This is a genomic window from Streptomyces sp. AV19, assembly GCF_015999245.1.
Classification (GTDB): Bacteria; Actinomycetota; Actinomycetes; order Streptomycetales; family Streptomycetaceae; genus Streptomyces.
In genome coordinates this window covers 1373854-1396175 of record NZ_JAEAMR010000007.1, presented here as the reverse complement: position 1 = coordinate 1396175, position 22322 = coordinate 1373854, and the positions used below count along the sequence as shown (strand labels likewise).

At 73.0% G+C, this 22322-nt stretch carries 22 protein-coding genes and 2 tRNA genes; 6 read left to right on the top strand and 18 right to left on the bottom strand.

Annotated features, from left to right (window positions below; genetic code table 11):
* Nucleotides 1–15: 15 nt before the first annotated feature.
* From I5Q34_RS15990 to I5Q34_RS15930, 13 genes are all read right to left on the bottom strand, one after another.
* A complete protein-coding gene (locus tag I5Q34_RS15990) occupies nucleotides 16–528 on the bottom strand; it encodes a hypothetical protein (RefSeq protein WP_199892836.1) in 513 nt (170 codons plus the stop codon).
* Complete coding sequence (locus I5Q34_RS15985; protein ID WP_199892835.1) at nucleotides 525–1814, bottom strand: hypothetical protein; 1290 nt, start codon at nucleotides 1812–1814, stop codon at nucleotides 525–527. The genes I5Q34_RS15990 and I5Q34_RS15985 overlap by 4 nt, the downstream gene beginning before the upstream one ends.
* A gap of 84 nt (nucleotides 1815–1898) precedes the next feature.
* Complete coding sequence (locus tag I5Q34_RS15980) at nucleotides 1899–2054, bottom strand: hypothetical protein (protein WP_199892834.1); 156 nt, start codon at nucleotides 2052–2054, stop codon at nucleotides 1899–1901.
* Nucleotides 2055–2182: 128 nt separating this feature from the next.
* A complete protein-coding gene (locus tag I5Q34_RS15975) occupies nucleotides 2183–3667 on the bottom strand; it encodes a SulP family inorganic anion transporter (RefSeq protein WP_199892833.1) in 1485 nt (494 codons plus the stop codon).
* A 35-nt stretch (nucleotides 3668–3702) separates the two neighbouring features.
* Nucleotides 3703–4332, bottom strand: a complete 630-nt coding sequence (locus I5Q34_RS15970) for a carbonic anhydrase (RefSeq protein WP_199892832.1) — start codon at nucleotides 4330–4332, stop codon at nucleotides 3703–3705.
* A gap of 390 nt (nucleotides 4333–4722) precedes the next feature.
* Nucleotides 4723–5352, bottom strand: a complete 630-nt coding sequence (gene def, locus I5Q34_RS15965; protein ID WP_199892831.1) for a peptide deformylase — start codon at nucleotides 5350–5352, stop codon at nucleotides 4723–4725.
* A gap of 129 nt (nucleotides 5353–5481) precedes the next feature.
* Nucleotides 5482–6468 carry a tetratricopeptide repeat domain-containing protein gene (locus I5Q34_RS15960; protein WP_049716869.1) on the bottom strand — a complete coding sequence of 329 codons (987 nt, stop codon included), beginning with the start codon at nucleotides 6466–6468 and terminating at the stop codon, nucleotides 5482–5484.
* A gap of 310 nt (nucleotides 6469–6778) precedes the next feature.
* On the bottom strand, nucleotides 6779–8002 hold the full coding sequence (locus I5Q34_RS15955; RefSeq protein WP_277965660.1) for a metal-dependent phosphohydrolase: 1224 nt from the start codon (nucleotides 8000–8002) through the stop codon (nucleotides 6779–6781).
* Complete coding sequence (locus tag I5Q34_RS15950) at nucleotides 7999–9306, bottom strand: HD-GYP domain-containing protein (protein WP_199892830.1); 1308 nt, start codon at nucleotides 9304–9306, stop codon at nucleotides 7999–8001. The genes I5Q34_RS15955 and I5Q34_RS15950 overlap by 4 nt, the downstream gene beginning before the upstream one ends.
* 208 nt (nucleotides 9307–9514) lie before the next feature.
* Nucleotides 9515–9847 (bottom strand): mycothiol system anti-sigma-R factor, encoded by a 333-nt coding sequence (gene rsrA / locus I5Q34_RS15945; RefSeq protein WP_199892829.1) that lies wholly within the window; start codon nucleotides 9845–9847, stop codon nucleotides 9515–9517.
* Entirely contained in the window at nucleotides 9844–10542 is a 699-nt protein-coding gene (locus I5Q34_RS15940) for a sigma-70 family RNA polymerase sigma factor (protein ID WP_199892989.1), read from the bottom strand. The genes rsrA and I5Q34_RS15940 overlap by 4 nt, the downstream gene beginning before the upstream one ends.
* A 251-nt stretch (nucleotides 10543–10793) precedes the next feature.
* A complete protein-coding gene (locus tag I5Q34_RS15935) occupies nucleotides 10794–11459 on the bottom strand; it encodes an alpha/beta family hydrolase (RefSeq protein WP_374193020.1) in 666 nt (221 codons plus the stop codon).
* Entirely contained in the window at nucleotides 11456–12274 is an 819-nt protein-coding gene (locus tag I5Q34_RS15930; protein WP_199892827.1) for an SOS response-associated peptidase, read from the bottom strand. The genes I5Q34_RS15935 and I5Q34_RS15930 overlap by 4 nt, the downstream gene beginning before the upstream one ends.
* 171 nt (nucleotides 12275–12445) lie before the next feature.
* Between I5Q34_RS15930 and I5Q34_RS15925 the strand changes: the two genes are divergently transcribed.
* From I5Q34_RS15925 to I5Q34_RS15910, 4 genes are all read left to right on the top strand, one after another.
* Nucleotides 12446–13159 carry a M50 family metallopeptidase gene (locus I5Q34_RS15925; RefSeq protein WP_199892826.1) on the top strand — a complete coding sequence of 238 codons (714 nt, stop codon included), beginning with the start codon at nucleotides 12446–12448 and terminating at the stop codon, nucleotides 13157–13159.
* An 84-nt stretch (nucleotides 13160–13243) separates the two neighbouring features.
* The gene (aroA, locus tag I5Q34_RS15920) at nucleotides 13244–14605 is read left to right on the top strand and encodes a 3-phosphoshikimate 1-carboxyvinyltransferase (RefSeq protein WP_199892825.1); all 1362 of its coding nucleotides are present in this window, start codon (nucleotides 13244–13246) and stop codon (nucleotides 14603–14605) included.
* 18 nt (nucleotides 14606–14623) lie between these two features.
* Nucleotides 14624–15628 (top strand): ribosome small subunit-dependent GTPase A, encoded by a 1005-nt coding sequence (gene rsgA, locus I5Q34_RS15915; protein ID WP_199892824.1) that lies wholly within the window; start codon nucleotides 14624–14626, stop codon nucleotides 15626–15628.
* A gap of 87 nt (nucleotides 15629–15715) precedes the next feature.
* Complete coding sequence (locus I5Q34_RS15910; protein ID WP_199892988.1) at nucleotides 15716–16039, top strand: multidrug efflux SMR transporter; 324 nt, start codon at nucleotides 15716–15718, stop codon at nucleotides 16037–16039.
* A gap of 47 nt (nucleotides 16040–16086) precedes the next feature.
* On the opposite strand, the gene I5Q34_RS15905 is transcribed toward I5Q34_RS15910, so the two are convergent.
* Nucleotides 16087–16719 (bottom strand): TetR/AcrR family transcriptional regulator, encoded by a 633-nt coding sequence (locus tag I5Q34_RS15905; RefSeq protein WP_199892823.1) that lies wholly within the window; start codon nucleotides 16717–16719, stop codon nucleotides 16087–16089.
* A gap of 109 nt (nucleotides 16720–16828) precedes the next feature.
* Here I5Q34_RS15905 and hisN point away from each other — a divergent pair, with 109 nt between their 5' ends.
* On the top strand, nucleotides 16829–17644 hold the full coding sequence (gene hisN / locus I5Q34_RS15900) for a histidinol-phosphatase (RefSeq protein WP_199892822.1): 816 nt from the start codon (nucleotides 16829–16831) through the stop codon (nucleotides 17642–17644).
* Nucleotides 17645–17733: 89 nt separating this feature from the next.
* Here hisN and I5Q34_RS15895 read toward each other — a convergent pair whose 3' ends face one another.
* Nucleotides 17734–19224 carry a catalase gene (locus I5Q34_RS15895; protein WP_199892821.1) on the bottom strand — a complete coding sequence of 497 codons (1491 nt, stop codon included), beginning with the start codon at nucleotides 19222–19224 and terminating at the stop codon, nucleotides 17734–17736.
* A 166-nt stretch (nucleotides 19225–19390) separates the two neighbouring features.
* Between I5Q34_RS15895 and I5Q34_RS15890 the strand changes: the two genes are divergently transcribed.
* Nucleotides 19391–19807 (top strand): Fur family transcriptional regulator, encoded by a 417-nt coding sequence (locus I5Q34_RS15890; protein WP_199892820.1) that lies wholly within the window; start codon nucleotides 19391–19393, stop codon nucleotides 19805–19807.
* 56 nt (nucleotides 19808–19863) lie between these two features.
* Here I5Q34_RS15890 and I5Q34_RS15885 read toward each other — a convergent pair.
* The 3 genes from I5Q34_RS15885 to I5Q34_RS15875 form a co-directional block, all read right to left on the bottom strand.
* Nucleotides 19864–19937, bottom strand: a tRNA-Met gene (locus I5Q34_RS15885).
* 72 nt (nucleotides 19938–20009) lie between these two features.
* Complete coding sequence (locus I5Q34_RS15880; RefSeq protein ID WP_199892819.1) at nucleotides 20010–21983, bottom strand: tetratricopeptide repeat protein; 1974 nt, start codon at nucleotides 21981–21983, stop codon at nucleotides 20010–20012.
* Nucleotides 21984–22242: 259 nt separating this feature from the next.
* Nucleotides 22243–22316, bottom strand: a tRNA-Met gene (locus I5Q34_RS15875).
* Nucleotides 22317–22322: the final 6 nt, after the last annotated feature.

Below are 22322 nucleotides of genomic sequence, written 5' to 3'. Positions count from 1 at the left end.
CCTAACGGAGTCCTACTAGGCCGCCTGCGGGACCCCGAGCGCGGAGATCTCGTCCAGGGACATGTCCATCCGCTCGCGGAGGAAGCGGACGACCGTCCAGTGCGGGAGGACGCCCTCGTCGAAGGGGCCGAACTCCCGGCAGTAGAGCGGGATCCAGCGCAGCGCCTCCTCGGCGGCCCGCTCGCGTCCGGGCTCCTCCTGGTAGTCCTCGTAGGCGATGCTGCGGTGGTGGATGAAGAAGCGTCCCGGCAGGCGCTCCTCGCACAGTTCCCGGTACTCGCGGGTCTGCAGGATCAGGTAGTGCCAGATCTCGTCGATGTCCTGCTCGACCGGGAGGAAGAGCCCGCCGAGCCGCTCGCGGTGGCGGGAGACGAGATAGAGGTAGCGCAGGGCCTCCAGCACCTGTCGCTCGGCGTACGCGCGCTCGACGCCCGTGCGGTCCATGGCGTACCGCACCACCTCGTCGTGGAGCCGCTCGCCGAGCAGGGCCCTGAGGTCGTCCGGGGAGACGGCCGGCCGTGTGGTCATCGTTGTCCTGTCGTCTGGTCGGTTGCCTGGTCGGTGGCCTGGTCGGTTGCCTGGTCGGGGACGAGCCAGGCGTACTTGCCGGATCTGCCGATGGCGATGTGCTCGCGGTGCTCTGCCGTGCAGCGCAGCCCGGTGAGCCGGGAGACGGCGTCCTCCAGGGCGGCGGTCTCCGCCGGGGTGAACGTTTCTCCGTCGAAGGTCGTGCAGAGCAGCCGCGCGGTGCCCGGTTCCGTCGGCCGCAGTTGGTGGAGGAAGACCCGGGGCGAGGCGGCGGCGACGGTGTCGTCGAGGTCGCCCTGGGCGACGGGGCCGTGCGGGGCGGCGAGCAGTTCCTTCTCCCGGCCGCAGAAGCTGCGGATCGCGGTGGGGTCCGGGGTGCCGTCGAGGGTGCGGACGCAGTCGCCCGAGCGGTAACGGACCAGCGGCATATGGGGGTTGCGGACGCTGGTGACGATCAGGGAGAACAGCTCGCTCCCCGGCGTGACCGGCAGCAGCTCGACGCTCATCCCGTCCAGGTACGGGCGGTAGCGGCCGTGCCGGTCGGAGAAGTAGAGGTAGCCGAGTTCGGTGCTGCCGAAGAGGTCGACGACCGGGCAGTCGAAGTGCTCACGCAGGTACCGGCGGACGTTGTGCGGGGTGTACTCGTAGGCGTGGATGATGCTGTCCGGCCGGGGGAAGTCGCCCCACAGGCCCCACTGTTCGGCCTTGCGCACCAGATGGGCCAGGTGGTAGCCGGAGCAGTCGAGGTGGTAGCGGCCCCGCGGGTGGGCGCGGCGGGCGGTGTCGATCTCCGCGATCATCCGCTCGACGTCCTCGCGGGTCCACAGCGCCGGGTCCAGGCGGAGGTTGAGGTAGAGGGTGCGCTCGTCGAGCCGCCGGTCCTCCAGGGACGGGAGCGGGGCGGGATCGGTGCCGCGCTTGCGGGCGTTCACCCGGGCCACGTGCTCGGTGGCGAGCACCGTGGTCAGCGAGAGGCGGGGACAGCCCTCGTGCCAGGTGCGGGCGATGTCGGGGTGCTCGCTCCAGAGCCGGTAATAGGACCTCAGCAGGAAATAGGGCGGCCGGATGAGCTGCATGCGGGCGTGATTGGTCCCGGTGGACAGGACGTACTCCGCCTCACCTGCCTCCAGCGCCTCGGCGAGGGCCGGCGTCATCCAGTTGTCCGGGAATCCCCGGGCGATTTCGGGCTTCTCGAGTACGGGGAAATAACCGCGCTCGACGGAGGCACGGTACAAGGGAATATGCCTGACCCGCTCGACGACGTCGGCCGTCGGCTGACCGTCCATGAACACCTTCCGGTGGACCGGGGATGAATGCACGGAAACGGGAAGCGGAAGCCCCGGCAGAAAGGGGCTTCCGCTTCCCGGATTTCAGGAGATACAGCCCGACTTGGGCGCCGCGCTGATGCAGCCGCCCTTCGGGGCGGCGCTGATGCATCCGTTCTTCGCCTCGGCGGACGCCGAGTTGGCGGCGACCCAGCCGCTCCAGTACTCGTCCTGGGTCATCTTCTTGATCAGCTGTTCCATGACGGACCTCCGGCATTCGCGGGGTGACGGCGACGGACGCCGCGCACCGTTTGACAGCGGTGCACGGGACCGTAAAGCGTTACCCAAGGGATTGTCAACGGTTCGCCATGTGCGGCCGGTTGGGACGGTCAGGCTCCGGCCACGGTGGACGCCGCGTGCCGCAGCAGGACGGGCTCCGTGTCGGCGTCGTTGTGGCGGGCGGCCCAGTTCTCCAGGGCGGTGCGGCAGGCGTGGTCCACGTGCCGCAGCCCGGAGAGGTCGAGCTCGATCGGACGGTCCTTGGGCAGCGCCTCCAGCGGTTCCAGGATGCGCGGCAGGCGCAGGAACGTGGCGTTGCCGGTGAGGCGCACCCGCACCTTGTCGCCGGCGTCGTGCACCTCCACATGGACCTTGGAGGTCTCCCAGGCCGACTTCACGACCGCGAGGAGGATGCCCAGCAGCACGCCCTCGAACATGCCGGTCGCCACGATGCCCACCGCCGTGACCGCCAGGACGGTCAGCTCGCCGCGGTGCTCGCGCCACAGCCCGGGAATCTCCTTGACCGGGATGAGCTTGCAGCCCGCGTGCACCAGGACGCCCGCCAGCGCGGCCATCGGAAGGACGCCGATGGCCGCCGGCAGCGCCGCCACGAACACCAGCAGCCATACGCCGTGCAGGACACGGGAGAGCTTCGTGCGCGCACCCGCGTGGATGTTGGCCGAACTGCGGACGATGACCGCGGTCATGGGCAGCGAACCGAGCACGCCGCACACCATGTTGCCCACGCCCTGGGCCAGCAGCTCCTTGTCGTAGTGGGTCCGGGGGCCGGAGTGCAGCCGGTCCACCGCCGCGGCGCTGAACAGCGTCTCGGCCGAGGCGATCAGCGTGAAGGTCAGGATGGTGAGGAGCAGCGCTCCGCTGCCGATCGACGAGAAGTCGTCCAGGCCCGGCACCTGGATGGCGTCGCCCAGGCCGCGCACCTGGACGGTGGCCACGTCCAGGCCCGTCATCACGGTGACGAGGGTGGCCAGGGCGACCGCCGCCAGGGGCGCCGGGAGCAGCTGGGCCACCGCCGGCAGCTTCTTCCACAGGACCAGCACCGCGATGGTCCCCAGCCCGACCGCGAAGGCGGCCAGGGCGTCGCGGTCGGCCAGGACGTCCCCGATGAACCCCGGGGTGCCGGCGATCTTCTCGATGCCGGTGCGCGGCGCCTTGAGCCCGGCCATGGTGTACATCTGGCCGAAGATCAGGACGAGTCCGATGCCGGCCAGCATGCCCTGCACGACCGAGACCGAGATGGCCCGGAACCAGCGGCCGAACCGCAGGAATCCCAGGATGAGTTGGAACATGCCGGTGGCCAGCACGATGACACCGAGCATGCCGAGGCCGAACTCCCGCACGGCCTCGAACACGAGCACCGTCATACCCGCCGCCGGACCACTGACCTGGAAGGTGCTGCCCGGCATGCAGCCCACGACGATGCCGCCGACTATGCCGGTGATCAGGCCGAGCTCGGCCGGTACGCCACAGGCCACGGCCACGCCGACGCACAACGGCAGGGCCACGAGGAAGACGACGAGAGAGGCGAGGACGTCCTGGCGCAGGACGTCTGGTTGTTTCAGGGCGGAGAACATGGGTGAGGGTCCCTTGTCTGTCGCTTCCGGGCGGTTCACAGGGGTGGGAACGGCAGGACGCCGTCCTCGGGTCGGTGCGCGCTGACGACGCCCGTGTGGACCTCGTAGTACCAGGCGTGCAGGGAGAGTTGGCCCCGCGCGAGGCGCCGCTGGACGCAGGGGTAGGAGCGCAGGGTCTCGAGCTGGGCGACGGCGTGCCGCTGCGCGGCCTCCGTCACGGCTTCCGTGAGGTCGCCCGAGCCACGCCCCACCGTACGGGCGGGGGCGTCGGACGGCAGGGCGTGTTCGAGCCAGCCCCGCACGGCCGGCACGGAGGAGAGGTCGTCGCCCCGGACGACAGCTCCTATGGCGCCGCACTGCGAGTGCCCGCAGACGACGATGTCGCGGACGCCGAGGACACTGACCGCGAATTCCACGGTCGCGGCCTCACCGGTGGGGCGGTCACTGCGATACGCGGGAACAATGTTGCCCGCGGTGCGCAGTTCGAAGAGTTCACCGGGGTGCGCTCCGGTGATGAGCGCCGGCACTACGCGGGAATCCGCGCACGAGATGAAAAGGACTTCCGGGGACTGTCCTGACTCCAGAGCCCGGAAGCGCTCGGCGCGCTCGGGGTCTGCAACGAGTGCAGTCGCGAAGGATCGGGCGTTGTCGACGAGTGATTTCATAGTGGCCTGCCTCGTGGGGCACCACGGCCTGTCGGCCTGATGCGACGCGTGGTCGGGTCATCGTTCGAGCTTGTCGAGCCTGGGAAGCGGCATACCGGTGCCCGGCAGCGCCGCAGGGACACCGGCGGTCCGCAGTATTCTGCGCAGCCGCTGGAGACCATTACTTTACCCGGGGATTACCGCTTCGTAAAGCCATGAATAATTCCCCAAAAATGGGACATTGAACGTTACTTGACCGCGTTTGGTACAGCGTTACACCGTTCGATTCCCTGGAAGAAATCATTCCAAGGAATACGGGATTTACTCCCGGACATTCCTGGGAAAAAAGAGCGGCCGGCCCGCACACCATGCGGTGTGCGGGCCGGCCGGCTCGGTCTGACTGAAGACCCGTCAGTCGTTGGCGACCACGGGATAGCGCGGAGTGCCCTCCGCCATCTGCCGCAGCGCGTCCTTGCGGTCGCGCTTGGAGAGGCGGTCGATGTAGAGGTAGCCGTAGAGGTGGTCCGTCTCGTGCTGGAGGCAGCGCGCGAAGTAGCCCGTGCCCTGGACCCTGACCGGGTTGCCCTTCATGTCCTGGCCGCGGACGACCGCGTAGTCGGGGCGGGCCAGCGACGCGTAGGCGGTCGGGACCGACAGGCAGCCCTCGTTGGAGTCGTCGAGGATCCGGCGGTCGGCCGGCAGGTCCTCCAGGACCGGGTTGCAGACGTGGCCCACGTGCCGGACGCCCTCGTCGTCCATGCAGTCGTAGACGAACACCTTGAGGTCGACGCCGATCTGATTGGCCGCCAGGCCGACGCCCTCCGCGGTGCGCTGGCTGGCGAACATGTCGTCGATCAGCTGGGCCAGCTTCTCGTCGAACTCCGTCACGTCCTTGCACTCCCGGTGCAGGACCGGGTTGCCGTGGACGGTGATCGGGCGGGAGGTGCCCCGCTCCCGGTGCGCGGTCTCACGCTCCTCGCAGTCCTCGGTGTCCACGATGAATTCGTCGTTCACCGACTGGTCGGTGTCTTGCTGCGCCATGACCGCCGTAAGCCTCTCTCACAACCCGAATGCCGTATCGGCCCCTGGATCCCGTGCCGGCCCCGGGTCCACCGGGATCGTCCCCGGGTCCGCAGGGCCGTTCCAGGGTAAGGGGACGCCGCCGGGCGCTCAGCAGACCTCTTCCAGATCGCGCCACTCGCGGGTGTCGGGACTGTCCGCGACCCAGCCGTCCAGCAGGCCGCGCACCAGCCCGGCGGGCGCCGCGATGCCGCACTCCCGCTCGGGCACCCACAGCAGCCCGGAGCCGGCCGTGCGGTGGCCGAGCGGGCCGGGGTGACCGGGCTCGCTGTGGTCGTGCGGGTCCAGGTGCTCGCCGTCGCCCTCGTCGCTGGGCATCCGGCTCTCCGAGCACGTGCGGCACAGCAGCCGCACCGAGGACGACCAGTCCTCGGCGGCGAAGCCGGCGTCGGCGGCCAGCCGCTCCAGGGCGTCCCGGTCGGCCTCGGTGGCGGCCTCCAGGAGGACGACCCAGGTCGGCACGGGGGACGGGGCCCACAGCTCGATCTCGTCGAAGACCGGGTAGGACGGCCCGGCGGCGGTCACCCGCTCGCCGTGCGGGACGCCGTCGTGCAGCACGACCTCGCCCCAGCGCCGGCCGGACGACGGCAGCGGGATGGACAGCACCTCCATGCGGGCCGGGTCCAGTCTGCGGCCCCAGACCACCTCGGCCTCGCCCTCGGGCGAGAGCCGCACGGCCGCGCTGCCCAGCTCCATGCCGGCCGGCTCCCCGGCCGGGCCGCCCTCACCGGGCACCCGCAGCCCGTAGGCCTGCCAGGCCCGCCGGGCCAGCGGCCAGTCCTGGAGCGCGGTGGCGGCGATGCCCACGTTCCACCAGTCGGGCGCGCCCGCCTCACGGTCCAGCAGCGCCACCGCCCGCAGCCCCGCGGCGCGGGCCTGCTCCCAGTCGTGCCGGAACTTGTGCAGCAGCGCGAGATTGAACCACGACTCGGACAGCCACGGCTCCATGTCGGCGGCGCGCGTCAGCAGCGCGCCGGCGTCCTCGTACCGGCCGTCGCCGATGAGAGTGAAGGCACGGTCGGTGGCCTGCCGCCACGAAGGGGAAGGCCGGTGCCGCACCCTGCCGAAGATCCTCACGATGTCCGCCTGCTGTTTTCTCGACGTCCCGCGTGCACCCACGCCGGATGGCCCAGGTGGCCGGCCCCGTCCTCCCTGACGGCGGCCCGCCACTCCTTGCTCACGACCCCGCCCGTGAGCCGGGTCGTCTCCTCGGGGAGCCGTGCCCGCCACGACCTGACATCCGCGACAGCGCTCATGACACCCCCCGGTTCCCGCGTCCTCGTCATGTTCTTCGTCGCTCTTCTTCTCTTCGCATCCAACCATGCCCCGTCGGACGCCCGCTCATTACCCGTGGGTTAGCCGCGGTACCCGCGCCTCGCCGGGCGGCTCACGCCTCCGCCCGCCCCGGCGCCTCCCGCGCGAGCACCCGCGCGAGCGCCTCCACCACCCGGGGCTCGTGGTCGTGGCTCCCCGCGGAGACGGCCCGGCGCAGCAGCTCCAGCGCGGCCGCCGGGCCGCGTCCCGCCCCGCACGCGAGGTCCTCGTAGGCGTTGACCGTGCGCACCACGCGGGCGGCGAGCGGCTGCTCCCGGTACGGGTCGGCCTGGCGCTCCACCGCGGCCGCGACCTCGGCGGCGTCCGCCCCCTCCAGCGGGGCCAGCCGGGCCACGGCCCCGCCCAGCCGGGCGAGGCGCCGGCGTTCCTCGGGCGGCAGCGGCTCGGTGGCCCCGGCGGGCACCGGGTCGACGAGCGAGAGCTGACCCACGTCGTGCATGAGCGCCGCGTACTCGACGACGCTGAGACCGGACTCCGTCATGCCGAGCTCACGGCCGACGGCACGGCTGAGCCCGGCTACGCGTCCTGCGTGACCGGCGGGTGTGCACCCGGCGAGCTCCGTCGCCCGGGCCAGCGAGGCGGCGGTCCGCCCGCAGGTGCTCCGGGCCGCCTCCCGGCGGCGCGCGGACAGCTGGACGACCAGCAGCGGCAGGCAGCACAGCGGCAGCACCCACAGTCCTGCGACGGCCGGCGCCAGCGCGGCGGTGACGCCGGTCGCGCAGACCGCGGGGCCGACGCCGGGCAGGGCGCGCAGCTCGGCCCGCAGGGCCGCCCCGTAGCGGCCGCCGGCCCGGGAGCGCTCCAGCGCGGCGGCCAGCGCGGCGTCCGAGACGGCGGTCAGCGCGAGCAGGAGCAGCAGCGAGAGCACGTAGTACGGGCACGGTCCGGCGCAGTGCAGCGACTGGAAGCAGACGGCGGCCAGGGCGGTGCCCGCCATGCGGCGCGCGAGCCGGTCGGGCGCGGGCGGGCGGCCCGCGGCGCCGGCCAGGGTCGCGCCGAGCACCACGGCGACCACCTGCGGCACGCCGTGGGTGGCGGGCTCGCCGCCGACCTCGCCGAGGAGGGCGTAGGCGAGCGCCCCGGCGGCACTGACGGGGGCGGCCTCGCGGACGTCTCCGTGCGCTCCCGGCCGGTGGCGCATGGCCTCGCCCACGGCGATCAGCACGCCGTAGGCCACGGCGACGCCCGGCTGGGCGACGCCGTGCCGGGCGGTCCAGCCCAGCGCGAGCAGCGCGCCGGCGGCCGCGGCCAGGTGCACGGCACGGGCGAGGCTCACCGGTCGCCCCCGCGGAGGGGTGCGGGCAGCGCACGGTCCGGCCGTACGCCCGGACCGTGATCAGGAGGGACGTTTCCGCAGTCCGGAACTGCGGTTTCCCACGTCCCGTCGACCGTCTCCCAGCCCACCCGGGCGATCGCCCGGGACAGCGCCGCGACCATGCGCGGGTCGAAGTGGGAACCGGCGCAGCGGCGCAGCTCCGCGAGGGCGGCGGGGACCGGGCGGGCGCGGCTGTAGGTGCGGGTGGAGGTCATCGCGTCGAACGCGTCGGCGACGGCCACGATCCGCGCCGCCTCCGGGATCTGATGACCCGTCAGACCGTACGGGTAGCCGGTGCCGTCCATGCGCTCGTGGTGGTGGAGGATCGCCTCCCGCGCCTCGCCGGGGAAGCCGATGCCGCGCACCAGCTCGTGCCCGTACTCGGGATGGCGCTGGACGATCCGCCGCTCCTCGGCGGTCAGCGGGCCCGCCTTGCGCAACAGCCGGGTGGGGACGCCGAGTTTGCCGAGGTCGTGCAGGACGCCGGCGATGCGCAGCGCCTCCAGCCGCTCGCCGCTCACGCCCAGTTCGCGGCCGATCAGCACCGCGGCCCGCCCGACGCGCTCGCCGTGGCCGCAGGTGTAGTGGTCCTTGAGGTCCACCGCCCGCACCAGCGCGTGGACCGCGGCCCGGCGGTCGGCGCGGTCCCGGCGGAGACGGTCCAGCAGCCGTGGGGAGAGGGTGACGGGGAGCAGCACCAGCAGCGCGGCCGGCGGCCCGTAGACGCTGTTCCACAGGACCGCCGCGAGCAGCGCGGTGGTGCCGTGGACCAGCGCCGGGGCCAGGGCGGCGGGCCACGGGCCGGGGCGGACGCCGCGCACCCCGGCGTCGAGGACGGCGACGACGGCGGCCAGCGCCAGCGCGGCGGCGAGCGCGGCGGGCAGCGCCCCCGCCGGGCCGGCCGGCAGGAGGTGGCGGGCGCCGGCGAAGACCCCGGCGGCGCAGGCCGCGGCGAGGGAGTACAGCGCGGCGTGCCACAGCCGGCGCAGCCACGTGGGACGTCCGCCGGGCGGCCCGGCGAGGGCCCCGGGCACGGCGGCCAGTCCGGCGGCGGCCGGCGGCAGGAGAAGGGCTCCGGTCAGCAGCACCGGAAGCACCGACGAGCGGTGGGGCAGCCGTTCGCCGGCGACGAGGACGGCGGCGATCAGGGCCGCGGTCGCCCAGTCGACGGTCCGGCCGGCCCACAGGGCGGGTGCGTCGCACACGGCCGCCGCGGCCACGGCGCACGCGATCCAGCCGCGCGCGGCCACCGGAACTGCCTCCATGACATGTCCTCCCCATCCGAAGCTCCCTGCCGGGATGGGGAGAATAGGGTGGCCGACGGCCCGCGTCGGCCGCATCCGCCCGAACCGCCGTCCGTTCGGGTGACGTTCGGGCGACGGCCGTTTTGATCCACGGAAACCACGAAGACGCGGGAAACACGAAAACGCCGCGGGGAACGGCCGCGGCGGGACGGGAGGGCCGGCCTCCGGGCTAGTCCCGGTCCGCGCCCCGCGCGTCGGCGCGCTCGGCGACGGCCTCGGCCACCACGTCCTGCTCGGGGACGGGCTGGCCGGTGCGGATGAGCTCGATCCGGCCCATCACCTTGGACCGCAGGTCGGCGGGGACGTCGTCGTGACCGCAGCAGCGCTTGACGAGCTTCTTGACCGCCTGCTCCAGGCCGTAGGTCTCCAGGCAGGGCGAGCACTCGTCGATGTGCACCTCGAACTTGGCGCACTCGCCGTCCGGCATCTCGCGGTCGAGGTACTCGTAGAGGTGGTCGAGGACTTCGGAGCAGTCCGTCTCGTGCGGGTCACCGCAGCTCATGAGTCCGAGCCCTTCCGATTGTGCGACGCGTCGGAACCGTTCGGCGCGGCGGCCCCGGCCGGGACCAGGCCGCGCTCGCGGGCGTAGTCCTCCAGCAGACCGCGGAGCTGTCGCCGGCCCCGGTGGAGACGGGACATCACCGTGCCGATGGGGGTACCCATGATGTCCGCGATCTCCTTGTAGGCAAACCCCTCGACGTCCGCGAGGTAGACCGCTATCCGGAATTCCTCGGGAATGGCCTGAAGGGCCTCCTTGACATCGGAGTCGGGCAGATGGTCGAGCGCCTGCGACTCGGCGGACCGCAATCCCTGGGACATGTGCGACTCGGCACGCGCCAGCTGCCAGTCCTCGATCTCCTCGGACGCGCTGCGCAGCGGCTCCCGCTGCTTCTTGCGGTACGAGTTGATGAAGGTGTTGGTCAGGATGCGGTAGAGCCACGCCTTGAGGTTCGTGCCGTCACGGAACTGGTGGAAGGACGCGTAGGCCTTGGCGTACGTCTCCTGGACCAGGTCCTCCGCGTCCGCCGGGTTGCGGGTCATCCGCAGGGCGGCCGAGTACATCTGGTCGAGGAAGGTCAGCGCGTCACGCTCGAAGCGCGCGTTGCGCTCCGCCGTGCTCTCCGCGTGCCGGCTCTCCTGGGCGGGAGGGAGCCCCTCGCCGTTCGACCCCGCGTCGGTACCCGCGACCGGACCCACCTCCTCCAGAACCTTGGCCGGGCCCTTGTCGGACCCGCTCGTTTCGGAGAATAGACGACGATCGGCCAGGCCCGCCGCTCCAGCCGCGGCCGCCCGGCCCATACCCATGGGCAGCAGGCCCCGGTCGGCCGTGTTCGGGCGGGACAGGCATGCGATCGAACCCATTGCGCGGGTCTCCCGTTCCTTTGTCATGTGCCGGTGCGTTGTCGTACGAGTACGTGAACAGCGAAGGACCCCCGCGCATTCCCGGATCAGGGCAGGTCGGCGAGCCGGTCCCCCACCGCGTCGGTGATCAGGGCGAGTGCGTCCTCCTGGGTGACGCCCGCGGACCGGGCCACCGCGAAACCGTGGTCCGCGCCCGGCACGGCCACCGGCTCGAAGCCCGCCGGGAACTCCTCGGGCCGCCCGAACGGATCCCGCGCGCCCTGCACGACGAGCACCGGGACACCCGCACCGAGCAGCTCCTCCGCCCTCGTACGTTCCGGCTTCCCCGGCGGATGGAGGGGGAAACTCAGCGCGAGGACGGCCACCGCGCCCAGCTCCGCGGCCGTGCGGCAGGCGACCCGCGCCCCGGCGCTGCGCCCGCCGGCCACCACGGGCAGGCCGGGCGCCGCGAGTTCGGGCCACAGGGCGCGCCACGCCTTGTCCAGCGTCGCGGGCGCGGGGGCCACCTTCTTCCCGGCGACGCGCCAGGGCTGTTCGACGAGGGCGACGGTCACGCCGCGCGGGGGCAGGGCGGCGGCCAGCGCCGCGAGGTCGCGGGCCTCGACGCCGCCGCCGGCGCCGTGCCCGAGGGCGAGGACGAGGCGGGGCTCGCGGGCGGGGTGCCAGTGGATGCGGGCGTCACCGGCGGGGGTCGGTACGGTCTGCGTGCTCACCCGTCCATCCTCCCGCGCACCACTGACAGTACGGCTCAGAACAGCGTCGACTCCTCCGGCGCCGCCAACTCGGTCAGCAGCTCGGGCCCGTTGTTGCGGACGTCGCTGACCGCCGTCGTCACGGGGTGGGCCCGCACCAGGCCGGGCGGCGGCGGGGCGAGCAGCGGGTGCAGCTCCTCCGGGTCGGTGCGGGCCGGGTCGAGCCAGTCCGCCCACCGGTCGGGGGTGAGGACGAGCGGCATCCGGGGGTGGATGTCCGCGAGCGCGCGCGGGCCGCCCTCGGTCCCGCCGCCCGCGAAGGGCTCCGGTTCGGCCTCGGTCGTTATCACCGAGCAGGTCGCCCACCAGGCCTGCGGGTGGTCGTCGGGCAGCGTCCGGTCGCGCCAGAACTCGTAGAGCCCGGCCATCGCCATCACGGAACCGTCCGCCGGTGTGACGAAGTAGGGCTGTTTCCTGGGCCGCTTCCTGCGCCCCTGGACCTCCAGTTCGCGCTCCTGCGCGCCGGTGACCCACTCGAAGTAGCCGTCCGCCGGGAGCAGGCAGCGCCGCGCGGCGAAGGCCCGCCGGTAGGACGGCTTCTCGTGCACCGTCTCCGCCCGGGCGTTGATCATCCGGGCGGCGCCCTCCGGCGAAGTGGCCCAGGGCGGCACCAGCCCCCAGCGCAGGGTGCGCAGCTGACGGACCGGGCGCGGGTCCCCGGACCCCTTCAGGGGGCGTTCGAGGATCGCGTGGACGCTCTTGGTGGGCGCCACGTTCCAGTCGGGCGCCAGGGTCTCCCGCGGCTCCCACACCTTGACGTCGAAGAGCCCGACGAGGTCCTTTGGCCTCCGGCTCGCCGCGTACCGCCCGCACATGTCCGACCGCCCCTCGGTTCACCCTCGCGCTGACCATGGTGCCCCATCCGCCCCACCCGTCCATGAAACCTTCCGGAACCCCGGCCCGGGGAACCACCGTCGAGTTCCGGCCGTCCCTCTGCACGAACCACGCAGCGCAGATCAGAAAAACGTGCGAGGAGCGGCACAGCCATGGACAGCACCAGCACCGCGGGACTGTGGGACCGGCTGGCCGGCTCCCAGCCCGGGCCCTCCCTGTGGACCGTCGTGGTGACCGGGCTGCTCGCCCTCGCCGCCGTCGCCCCGCCCCGGGTCTGGCGGATGACGCGCAACGCCGTCACCATCGCCCACGAGGGCGGGCACGCCCTGGTGGCGCTGCTCAGCGGGCGGACGCTGAGCGGCATCCGGCTGCACTCGGACACCTCCGGACTGACCGTCTCGCGCGGCCGGCCCACCGGAATCGGCATGGTCCTGACCGCCGCGTCCGGCTACCCGGCCCCCTCGCTGCTCGGTCTCGCGGGAGCGTGGGCGCTGTCCACCGGGCACGTCACGGCGCTGCTGTGGGGTGCCACCGCGCTGCTGGCGGCGATGCTGGTGATGATCCGCAACGCCTGGGGGGTGCTGACCGTGGTGGTCTCCGGCGGCGCCTTCGCCCTGGTCTCGTGGCTGGCGGGCGCGGAGCTGCGGGCGGCGTTCGCGTACGGGGTGGTGTGGTTCCTGCTGCTGGGCGGCGTGCGGCCGGCCTTCGAGCTGCAGCGCAAGCGCCGGCACGGCCACGCGTCGGACTCGGACGCCGACCAGCTGGCCCGGCTGACCGGCGTCCCGCCGCTGCTCTGGCTGCTGCTGTTCCACCTCGTCTCGCTGGTCTGTCTGGTGGCCGGCGGGCGCTGGCTGCTCGGGACGTGAACCCTGGTGGACGGGCGTCAGGGGTCCGTTCACCTCCACCGGGGAGCCCGTTCGCCGCGGGCGGCGAGGCCGTAAGGTAAGGGCATGACCCAGAGCCCCGCGCCCACCGACCTCTGGCCCGCTCCGACCGCGACCGGGGCCGTTGACGCGACCGTCACCGTGCCCGGCTCGAAGTCGGTCACCAACCGCGGCCTCGTCCTCGCCGCACTGGCCGCCGAGCCGGGCTGGCTGCGCCGCCCGCTGCGTTCCCGCGACACCCTGCTGATGGCCGAGGCGCTGCGCGCCATGGGCGTCGGCATCGAGGAGACCGTCTCCTCCAGCTCCGAAGGCGACCACGACGGCACCGGCGAGGCCTGGCGCGTGATCCCCGCCCAGTTGCACGGCCCGGCCACGGTCGACGTCGGCAACGCCGGCACGGTCATGCGCTTCCTGCCCCCGGTGGCCGCGCTGTCCGACGGCCCGATCCGCTTCGACGGCGACCCCCGCAGCTACGAGCGCCCGCTGCACGGCGTGATCGACGCCCTGCGCGCCCTGGGCGCCCGCATCGACGACCAGGACCGCGGCGCCCTGCCGCTGACCGTGCACGGCTCCGGGGCGCTGGAGGGCGGCCCGGTGGAGATCGACGCGTCCTCGTCCTCCCAGTTCGTCAGCGCCCTGCTGCTCTCGGGCGCGCGCTTCAACCAGGGCGTCGAGGTCCGCCACGTCGGCTCCGCGCTGCCCTCGCTGCCGCACATCCGCATGACCGTGGACATGCTGCGCGCGGCCGGTGCCCAGGTGGACACCCCCGAGGCGGGCGGCGAGCCGGACGTCTGGCGGGTCTCCCCCAGCGCCCTGCTCGGCCGCGACCTGGTCGTCGAGCCGGACCTGTCCAACGCCGCGCCGTTCCTGGCGGCCGCCCTGGTCACCGGCGGCCGGGTCACCATCCCCGACTGGCCCGAGCACACCACGCAGCCCGGCGACGCGCTGCGCGAGATCTTCACCGCCATGGGCGGCACCTGCGAACTGACCGACGCCGGGCTGACCTTCACCGGCACCGGCCGGATCACCGGCCTCGACGCGGACCTGCACGAGGTCGGCGAGCTGACCCCGGTCATCGCCGCCGTCGCCGCGCTCGCGGACTCCGAGTCCGAGCTGCGCGGCATCGCCCACCTCCGCCTGCACGAGACCGACCGGCTCGCCGCGCTCGCCAAGGAGATCAACGAGCTCGGCGGCGACGTCACCGAGACCGCCGACGGCCTGCACATCCGCCCGCGCCCGCTGCACGGCGGCGTCTTCCACACCTACGAGGACCACCGGCTGGCCACCGCCGCCGCGGTGCTCGGCCTCGCGGTTCCGGGCGTCCAGGTGGAGAACGTGGCGACCACCGCCAAGACGCTGCCGGACTTCCCGGAGCTGTGGCACGGAATGCTCGGGTCCGTCGCGGAGGCGGCGGCACCGAGAGCCTGAGAGACCCGGGAACAACCCATGCGCCGCTACGGCAAGCACACCGACGAGGACGACGTCCGCGTCCGCCCCAACCGCAAGGGCAACCGGCCGCGGACGAGCATCCGGCCCAAGCACGAGGACGCCACCGAGGGCTTCGTCCTCACGGTCGACCGCGGCCGGCTGACCGTCCTCGTCGAGGACCGCGCCGTCACGGCCATGAAGGCCCGTGAACTGGGCCGCAAGAGCGCGGTGGTCGGCGACCGGGTCGCGGTGGTCGGCGACCTCACCGGCAAGAAGGACACCCTGGCCCGGATCGTCCGGGTCGAGGAGCGCCGCTCGGTACTGCGCAGGACGGCCGACGACACCGACCCGTTCGAGCGGGTCGTGGTCGCCAACGCCGACCAGCTCGCCATCGTCACCGCGCTCGCCGACCCGGAGCCGCGTCCCCGGCTGATCGACCGCTGCCTGGTCGCGGCGTACGACGCGGGCCTCGAACCACTGCTCGTCCTGACGAAGTCGGACCTGGCCCCGGCCGAGAAGCTGATGGAGTCCTACGGTTCGCTGGGCGTGCCCTACGTGGTCACCAACCGCGAGGAACTGACCGAGGGCGCCGCGGCCGACCGGGTCCGGGAGCGGCTGGCCGGCCGGATCACCGCCTTCGTCGGGCACTCCGGCGTCGGCAAGACGACCCTGGTCAACTCGCTCGTCGAGCGGCAGCGGGCCACCGGCCACGTCAACGCCGTCACCGGCCGCGGCCGGCACACCACGACGTCGGCGCTGGCCCTGCCGCTGCCGGACGGCTCGGGCTGGGTGATCGACACCCCGGGCGTCCGGTCGTTCGGGCTCCACCACGTCGACCCGTCCCGGGTCATCCACGCCTTCCCCGACCTGGAGCCGGGCACCGAGGGCTGCCCGCGCGCGTGCAGCCACGACGAGCAGGACTGCGCGCTGGACGCCTGGGTGGCGGAGGGCCACGCCGATCCGCAGCGCCTCTACTCGCTGCGCAGACTTCTGGCCACCCGGGAGCGGCGCGAAGGCGATTGATCGCCTACGTTTGCGAATGACCGTCGGCGGCAAGTGCACCCAGCACACCGGACGCGCGTGGCGGTCCTCGACACGGGAGGCAATCTGATGGCGTGGCTGCTGGTCGTGGTCGCCGGACTTCTGGAAACGGGCTTCGCCGTCTGTCTGAAACTCTCGCACGGCTTCACCCGGTTGTGGCCGACGATCGCCTTCGCGGCTTTCGCCCTGGGCAGCTTCGGCCTGCTGACGCTCTCGCTCAAGAAGCTGGACGTGGGGCCGGCGTACGCGGTGTGGACGGGGATCGGGGCGGCGGGCACCGCGATCTACGGCATGGTCTTCCTGGACGACCTGGTCTCCACCCTCAAGCTGGTCTCGATCGCCTTCGTGATCGTCGGCGTGATCGGGCTCCAGCTCTCCGGATCGGCGCACTGACTCGGTGCACTGAGGGGGCGCGCCGAGGGGCCGCCCGGCGCCCGGGCTCAGCGCACGGGAGCGTCCAGCAGCGCCCGCACGAGACGCGCGACCTGTCCGGCCGCCTCCACATCGGACGCGGCCGGGGCGACCACGTACGACAGGGTCACCCGCACAGCCGCCTCGCAGGCCCGCCGTATCGCCTCCGCGTCCGCCGCGTCCGGCCCGGCCGTCCTGCCGACGGCCTCGGCCGCGCTGTCGCGGATGCGCTCCACCAGCACGGCGGGCACCGGGGCGCCCCGCGCCGCGGAGGGCGGCGGGGTGCGCGGCACGGGCACGGCCGGGGCCGCCTGGGCGGGCAGCCGCTCGCCGCGGCAGCCGGTGAGGGCGGCGCGCACCAGCGGGTTGGCCCGCGCGGCGCGCAGCGTCCACACGGCGGCGGCCGCGCAGCAGTCCCCGGCGTCCGCGTCGCCCCGGTCGGCGACGTCCGCCAGCGACCGGTCCACGCCGGCCAGGAAGGACTCCGCCTCGCGCCGCACCAGCGCGCGGGCCAGGCCGTCCTTGCTGCCGAACTCGTTGTACAGGGTCTGCCGGGACACCCCGGCGGCGGCCGCCACGTCGACCATTCGGACCCCGTGCCAGGGCCGGGTGCCGAGGGCCGTGAAGGCCGCGTCCAGCAGGAGCTCTCGTGCCGCGGGCATCGTCGCCTCCCGGGCCTTGCGGCCGCACGACGGTTGTGGCCACAGAATTGACGCACCACCAGACGGTGTCAAGAGCCCGGGGAGACCGATCGCGGGTAGTGTTCCGGTTATGTCCGACTACCACGATGATCTGCGCCTGGCCCACGTCCTGGCGGACGCCGCCGACGCGGCGACCATGGACCGGTTCAAGGCCCTTGACCTCAAGGTCGAGACCAAACCGGACATGACCCCGGTCAGCGAGGCCGACAAGTCGGCGGAGGAACTGATCCGCGGCCAGTTGCAGCGGGCCCGCCCGCGGGACGCCGTCCTCGGCGAGGAATTCGGCAGCGAGGGCCTGGGTCCCCGCCGCTGGGTGATCGACCCGATCGACGGCACCAAGAACTATGTGCGCGGCGTCCCGGTGTGGGCGACGCTCATCTCCCTGATGGTCCAGGTCGAGAGTGCCGGCCGGGTCGAGTTCGAGCCGGTGGTGGGCGTGGTCTCCGCCCCGGCGCTGGGCCGCCGCTGGTGGGCGGCGAAGGGCTCCGGCGCGTACACCGGGCGCAGCCTCTCCTCCGCGAGCCGCCTGGGCGTCTCGCGGGTCGAGCGGATCGCGGACGCGTCGTTCGCCTATTCCTCGCTCTCGGGCTGGGAGGAGCGCGGGATGCTGCCGGGCTTCCTGGATCTGACCCGGGACTGCTGGCGCACCCGCGGCTACGGCGATTTCTGGCCGTACATGATGGTCGCCGAGGGCACCGTGGACATCTGCGCCGAGCCGGAGCTGTCGCTGTGGGACATGGCGGCGAACGTCGTCATCGTCGAGGAGGCGGGCGGCCGCTTCACCGGCCTGGACGGCCGGCCGGGCCCCCACAGCGGGAACGCGGTCGCGTCCAACGGGCTGCTCCACGACGAGCTGCTGGGCTACCTGCGCCCGAGCCGTCCCTGAACGGCCGGAGCTGAACGGCCGTCCCTGAACGGCCGGAGAGGCCGGAGCCCATTGGCGTCCGGCCTCTCCGGTTTCTTACGGCAAGCGCCCTAGCCGCGCAGGGCCTGGACCGCGGCCTCCAGCCGCTTGCCGTAGTCCTCGTCCGCCTTGCGGAAGTTGTCGATCGCGCGCTCGGCGATGTCGTCGCGCGACACCTTGGCGATGAAGCCGGCGAGGTTGGCGATCAGGCGCTCCTTCTCCCCCTCCGACATCAGCCGGTAGAGGTTGCCCGCCTGGACGAAGTCGGTGTCCTCGGCGTGCGAGGGGGCCACGTGGTTGCCCGTCGCGCCGGAGACGGCGCTGGACTGCCACAGCGGGCGGTCGGTCTGCGCCGGGCCGCCGAAGCTGTTCGGCTCGTAGTTCTTGGCCCGGCCGTGCCGGCCGTCGTACAGGTGGCCGTCGCGGCCGTAGGTGCGGGCCTCGGTGGCGTGCGGACGGTTCACCGGCAGGTGGTCGGCGTTGATGCCAACGCGGTAGCGGTGGGCGTCGGCGTAGGCGAAGAGCCGGCCCTGGAGCATCTTGTCGGGGGACGGGCCGATGCCGGGCACGAAGTGGGCCGGCGAGAAGATCGACTGCTCGACCTCGGCGAAGATGTTCTCCGGGTTGCGGTTGAGCTCGAGCTTGCCGATCTCGATCGGCGGGTAGTCCGCGTGCGGCCACACCTTGGTGAGGTCGAACGGGTTGAAGCGGTAGTTCGCCGCGTCCTCGGCGGGCATGACCTGCACCTGCACGGTCCAGGTCGGGAACTCGCCGCGCTCGATGGCCTCGCGCAGGTCGCGCTGGTGGCTGTCCGGGTCCTCGCCGGCGAGCTTGTCGGCCTCGTCCTGGGGGAGGTTCTTGATGCCCTGGTCGGTCTTGAAGTGGTACTTGACCCAGAAGGCCTCGCCGGACTCGTTGGTCCACTGGAAGGTGTGCGAGCCGTAGCCGTTCATGTGGCGGTACGAGGCGGGGATGCCGCGGTCGCCGAACAGCCAGGTCACCTGGTGGGTGGCCTCCGGGCTCAGACCCCAGAAGTCCCAGACGTTGTCCGCCTCCTGCGAGCCGGTGTACGGGTCGCGCTTCTGGGTGTGGATGAAGTCCGGGAACTTGATGGCGTCCTTGATGAAGAACACCGGGGTGTTGTTGCCGACGAGGTCGTAGTTGCCCTCCTCGGTGTAGAACTTCAGTGCGAAGCCGCGGGGGTCGCGCACCGCGTCGGGGGCACCGAGGTTGCCCGCGACGGTCGAGAAGCGCAGGAAGACCTCGGTCTCCTTGCCGATCTCGGCCAGGAAATTCGCCCGGGTGTACTTCGTGACGTCCGCGGTCACGGTGAAGGTGCCGTAGGCGCCGGCGCCGCGGGCGTGCACCACACGCTCCGGGATGCGCTCGCGGTTGAAGTGCGCGAGCTTCTCCATCAGCAGCTGGTCCTGCACCAGGACGGGGCCGCCGATGCCCGCGGTCTCGCTGTTCTGGTTGTCCGCGACCGGAGCACCGGACTCCGTGGTCAGCGGGCCCGTCGTCGTCTTGACCTCGTCCTGAACCGACACGTACGCCTCCGTCATTCCATCGTCTCGCCCTGCCGCGCCAGGCCCTCGGCCTTGGCAGGAACCGAAACCGATCCTACATTGGACTTTGTCCAAGTCAAGATGCGATCGACGGGAGAATCCTCTCCATTGATGGACAAAACGCGCTGCTAGGCTGGGGTTATCTGACTGATGGGTGAATGGCATGAGTGATCTGCTGGATCGACTCCGGGGGCGCGGCTGGCGACTGACCGCGCAGCGGCGCGTCGTCGCCGAGGTCCTCGACGGGGACCACGTGCACTACACGGCCGACGAGGTGCACGCGAAGGCGGCCGAGCTGCTGCCGGAGATCTCCCGGGCGACCGTCTACAACACCCTCGGGGAGATGGTCACGCTCGGCGAGGTGCTGGAGGTGAGCACCGACGGCCGGGCCAAGCGCTACGACCCCAACGCACACCACGCGCACCAGCACCTGGTGTGCTCGCGCTGCGGCACCATCCGCGACGTGCACCCCTCGGGGGACCTGCTCGCCGGCCTCCCGGCGGAGCAGCGCTTCGGCTTCCAGGTCTCGGCGGTCGAGGTGACCTACCGCGGCCTGTGCCCCGGCTGCACGGCGGGGTGAGGACGGGCGGGAAAGACATCGGGCCCGGATCCTGAGGATCCGGGCCCGATGATCAGTAGCGGGGACAGGATTTGAACCTGCGACCTCTGGGTTATGAGCCCAGCGAGCTACCGAGCTGCTCCACCCCGCGTCGATGGGCCAACTGTAACCCGGTTACGTCACATCGTGCAAACTCGGTGCCTTCCGGGACGGCCGGGACACGCTATGCCGACAGCTCCTGCTGGAGCGCGTCCCGCAGCCGCGCCGCCCGCTCGGCGACCTCGGCCGGGCCGTACTCGACGGCTTTCGCGCACCACAGCTGAGCCTGCGTCAGTTCGCCGTGCCGGGCGGCCAGCAGGGCCAGCCGCAGGGCCGCGCGGCCGTGTCCCGCCTCGGCCGCGCGGGTCCACCACAGCGCCGCCTCCGGCTCGCTGCCCTCCCGGGCCAGGAGCAGTCCGAGGTTGAAGGCGCCGTTGCTGCTGCCCGCCTCGGCGGCCTGGCGGTACCAGCGCGCGGCCTCGACGACGTCGCCCCGCGCCGCGACCAGCATGCCGAGCCGCACCTGGGCCCGCCGGTGGCCCTGGCGGGCAGCCTTGGCGTACCACTCCTCGCACTCGGCCGCGGACGCCGCGTCGTGATCGTCCCCGGCTTCCCTGTCGAGCAGGGAGCCCAGCCGGAAGGCCGCCTCCGCGCTGCCGCCCCGGGCGGCCACCCGCAGGTGGCGCTCGGCCTCCTCGGCGTCGTCCGGACCGCCCTCGCGCAGCAGGACCATGGCGACCTGGAGCGCCGCCTCGGTGTGCCCGGCGGCGGCGGCCCGCTCGTACCACTGCAGCGCCGCGCGCTCCTCGTTCCGCCCGGCGTGGAGGATGCCGAGGTTGAAGGCGGCGTCGACGCTGCCCGCCTCGGCGGCCTTGGAGAACCACGGCTCCGCGCCGGACGCGTCGCCCGCCTGCAGCAGCAGGACGGCCAGCGCGTTGGCGGCCTCGCGGTGGCCGGCGTAGGCGGCGCGGCGGTACCACTGCTCGGACTGGGCGGTGCGGCCCTGCTCGGCGCACAGCAGGGCGAGGTTGTACGCGCCGTTGACGTCCCCGGCGTCGAGCGCGGTGCGGTACCAGCGCTCGGCCTGCTGCGACTCGCCTCGGTCGGCGTGCAGGGCGCCCAGGGCGTTGGCCGCGTTGCCGTCGCCGTCCTGGGCGGCCCGGCGCCACCAGACTGCGGCGCTGTCGCCGTCGCCGGCGTCGCGCAGCAGGAAGCCGAGGGCGCACGCGGCCCGGGACTCGCCGTCCTTGGCCGAGGTCAGGTACCAGCGCGCGGCTTCCTGGATCTCGCCCCGGGCCTCCAGCAGGGTGCCCAGATGCAGGGCCGCGCGGCGGTGCCCGCGGGCGGCGGCCTGGCGGTACCACTGCTCGGCCTCGTCGGCCGGGCCCTTCTCCCGGCCGGCCGCGGCCGCCCGCAGGTCACGCACGGAGGTGTCGCCGCCGCCGACGGACGCGCGGCGGGCGCCGGTGGCCGGGCCGAGCCCGGCGGCCAGGCCGCCGGAGCGGGCGGCCGAGCCGGGCGCCCGGCCGTCGAGGATGCGGGCCAGGCGGTACGCCGCCTCGCGGTGCCCGCGCTCGGCGGCCGAGCGGAACCAGCGCTCGGCGCCCACGTCGCTGCGGTGCTCCAGCAGGTCGGCGAGGGCGTACGCGCCGAGGGCGTGCCCGGACTCGGCGGACTGCCGCAGCCAGTACTCGGCGGCCGGCTCGTCGCCGCGCTCGCGGTGATAGCGGCCCAGCGCGTGGGCCGCGGGGGCGGAACCGGCGACGGCGGCCACCCGCCACCAGCCGGCCGCCTCGTCGGCGTAGCCGCGCTGGTGGAGCAGGACGCCCAGGTTGTTGGCCGCGGAGCGGTCGCCCTCGGCGGTGGCGGCGCGCAGGTGCTTCTCGGCCCCGTCGAGGTCGCCGCGGCGCAGCAGCAGGGCGCCGAGCATGCTCAGGGCGGCGGGGTCGCCGGACTCCTCGGCGCGGCGGCGGGCGGTCTCGAGCTCCAGGTCGGCCGCTTCCGCGGCGACCGCGGAGGGCGCCGGTGCCGGGGCCGACGGGGCCCGCGCAGGGTCGTACGGCGCCGGAACCCGTACCTCCGGAACGCTCCCCGTGGCGGGAGCCTTTACAAGCCGACCTGTCTCCACCAGCCTCGCCTTGTCCCCCATACGTCCCATCGTCGCACTCCCGCAACCTGCGTACACCTGGAATACCGCAGCCAGTGAGGTCACTTCAGCGTTTTGTCGACTTCCCGACTTCCCGACACAACGGTGCTCCAAACTCTAATCAAAAGCCCCGCACATAACCCGCACAGAGCAGCGTGGCGTCCGATGCGAACAGTGGTCCCGCCGGTCACTCCGGCAACGGGTGCGTCCCGTCGGCGACTTGGAAGCACGACAAGGCCCGGAGTCCGAGACTCCGGGCCTTGTCTTCCAGTAGCGGGGACAGGATTTGAACCTGCGACCTCTGGGTTATGAGCCCAGCGAGCTACCGAGCTGCTCCACCCCGCGCCGTTG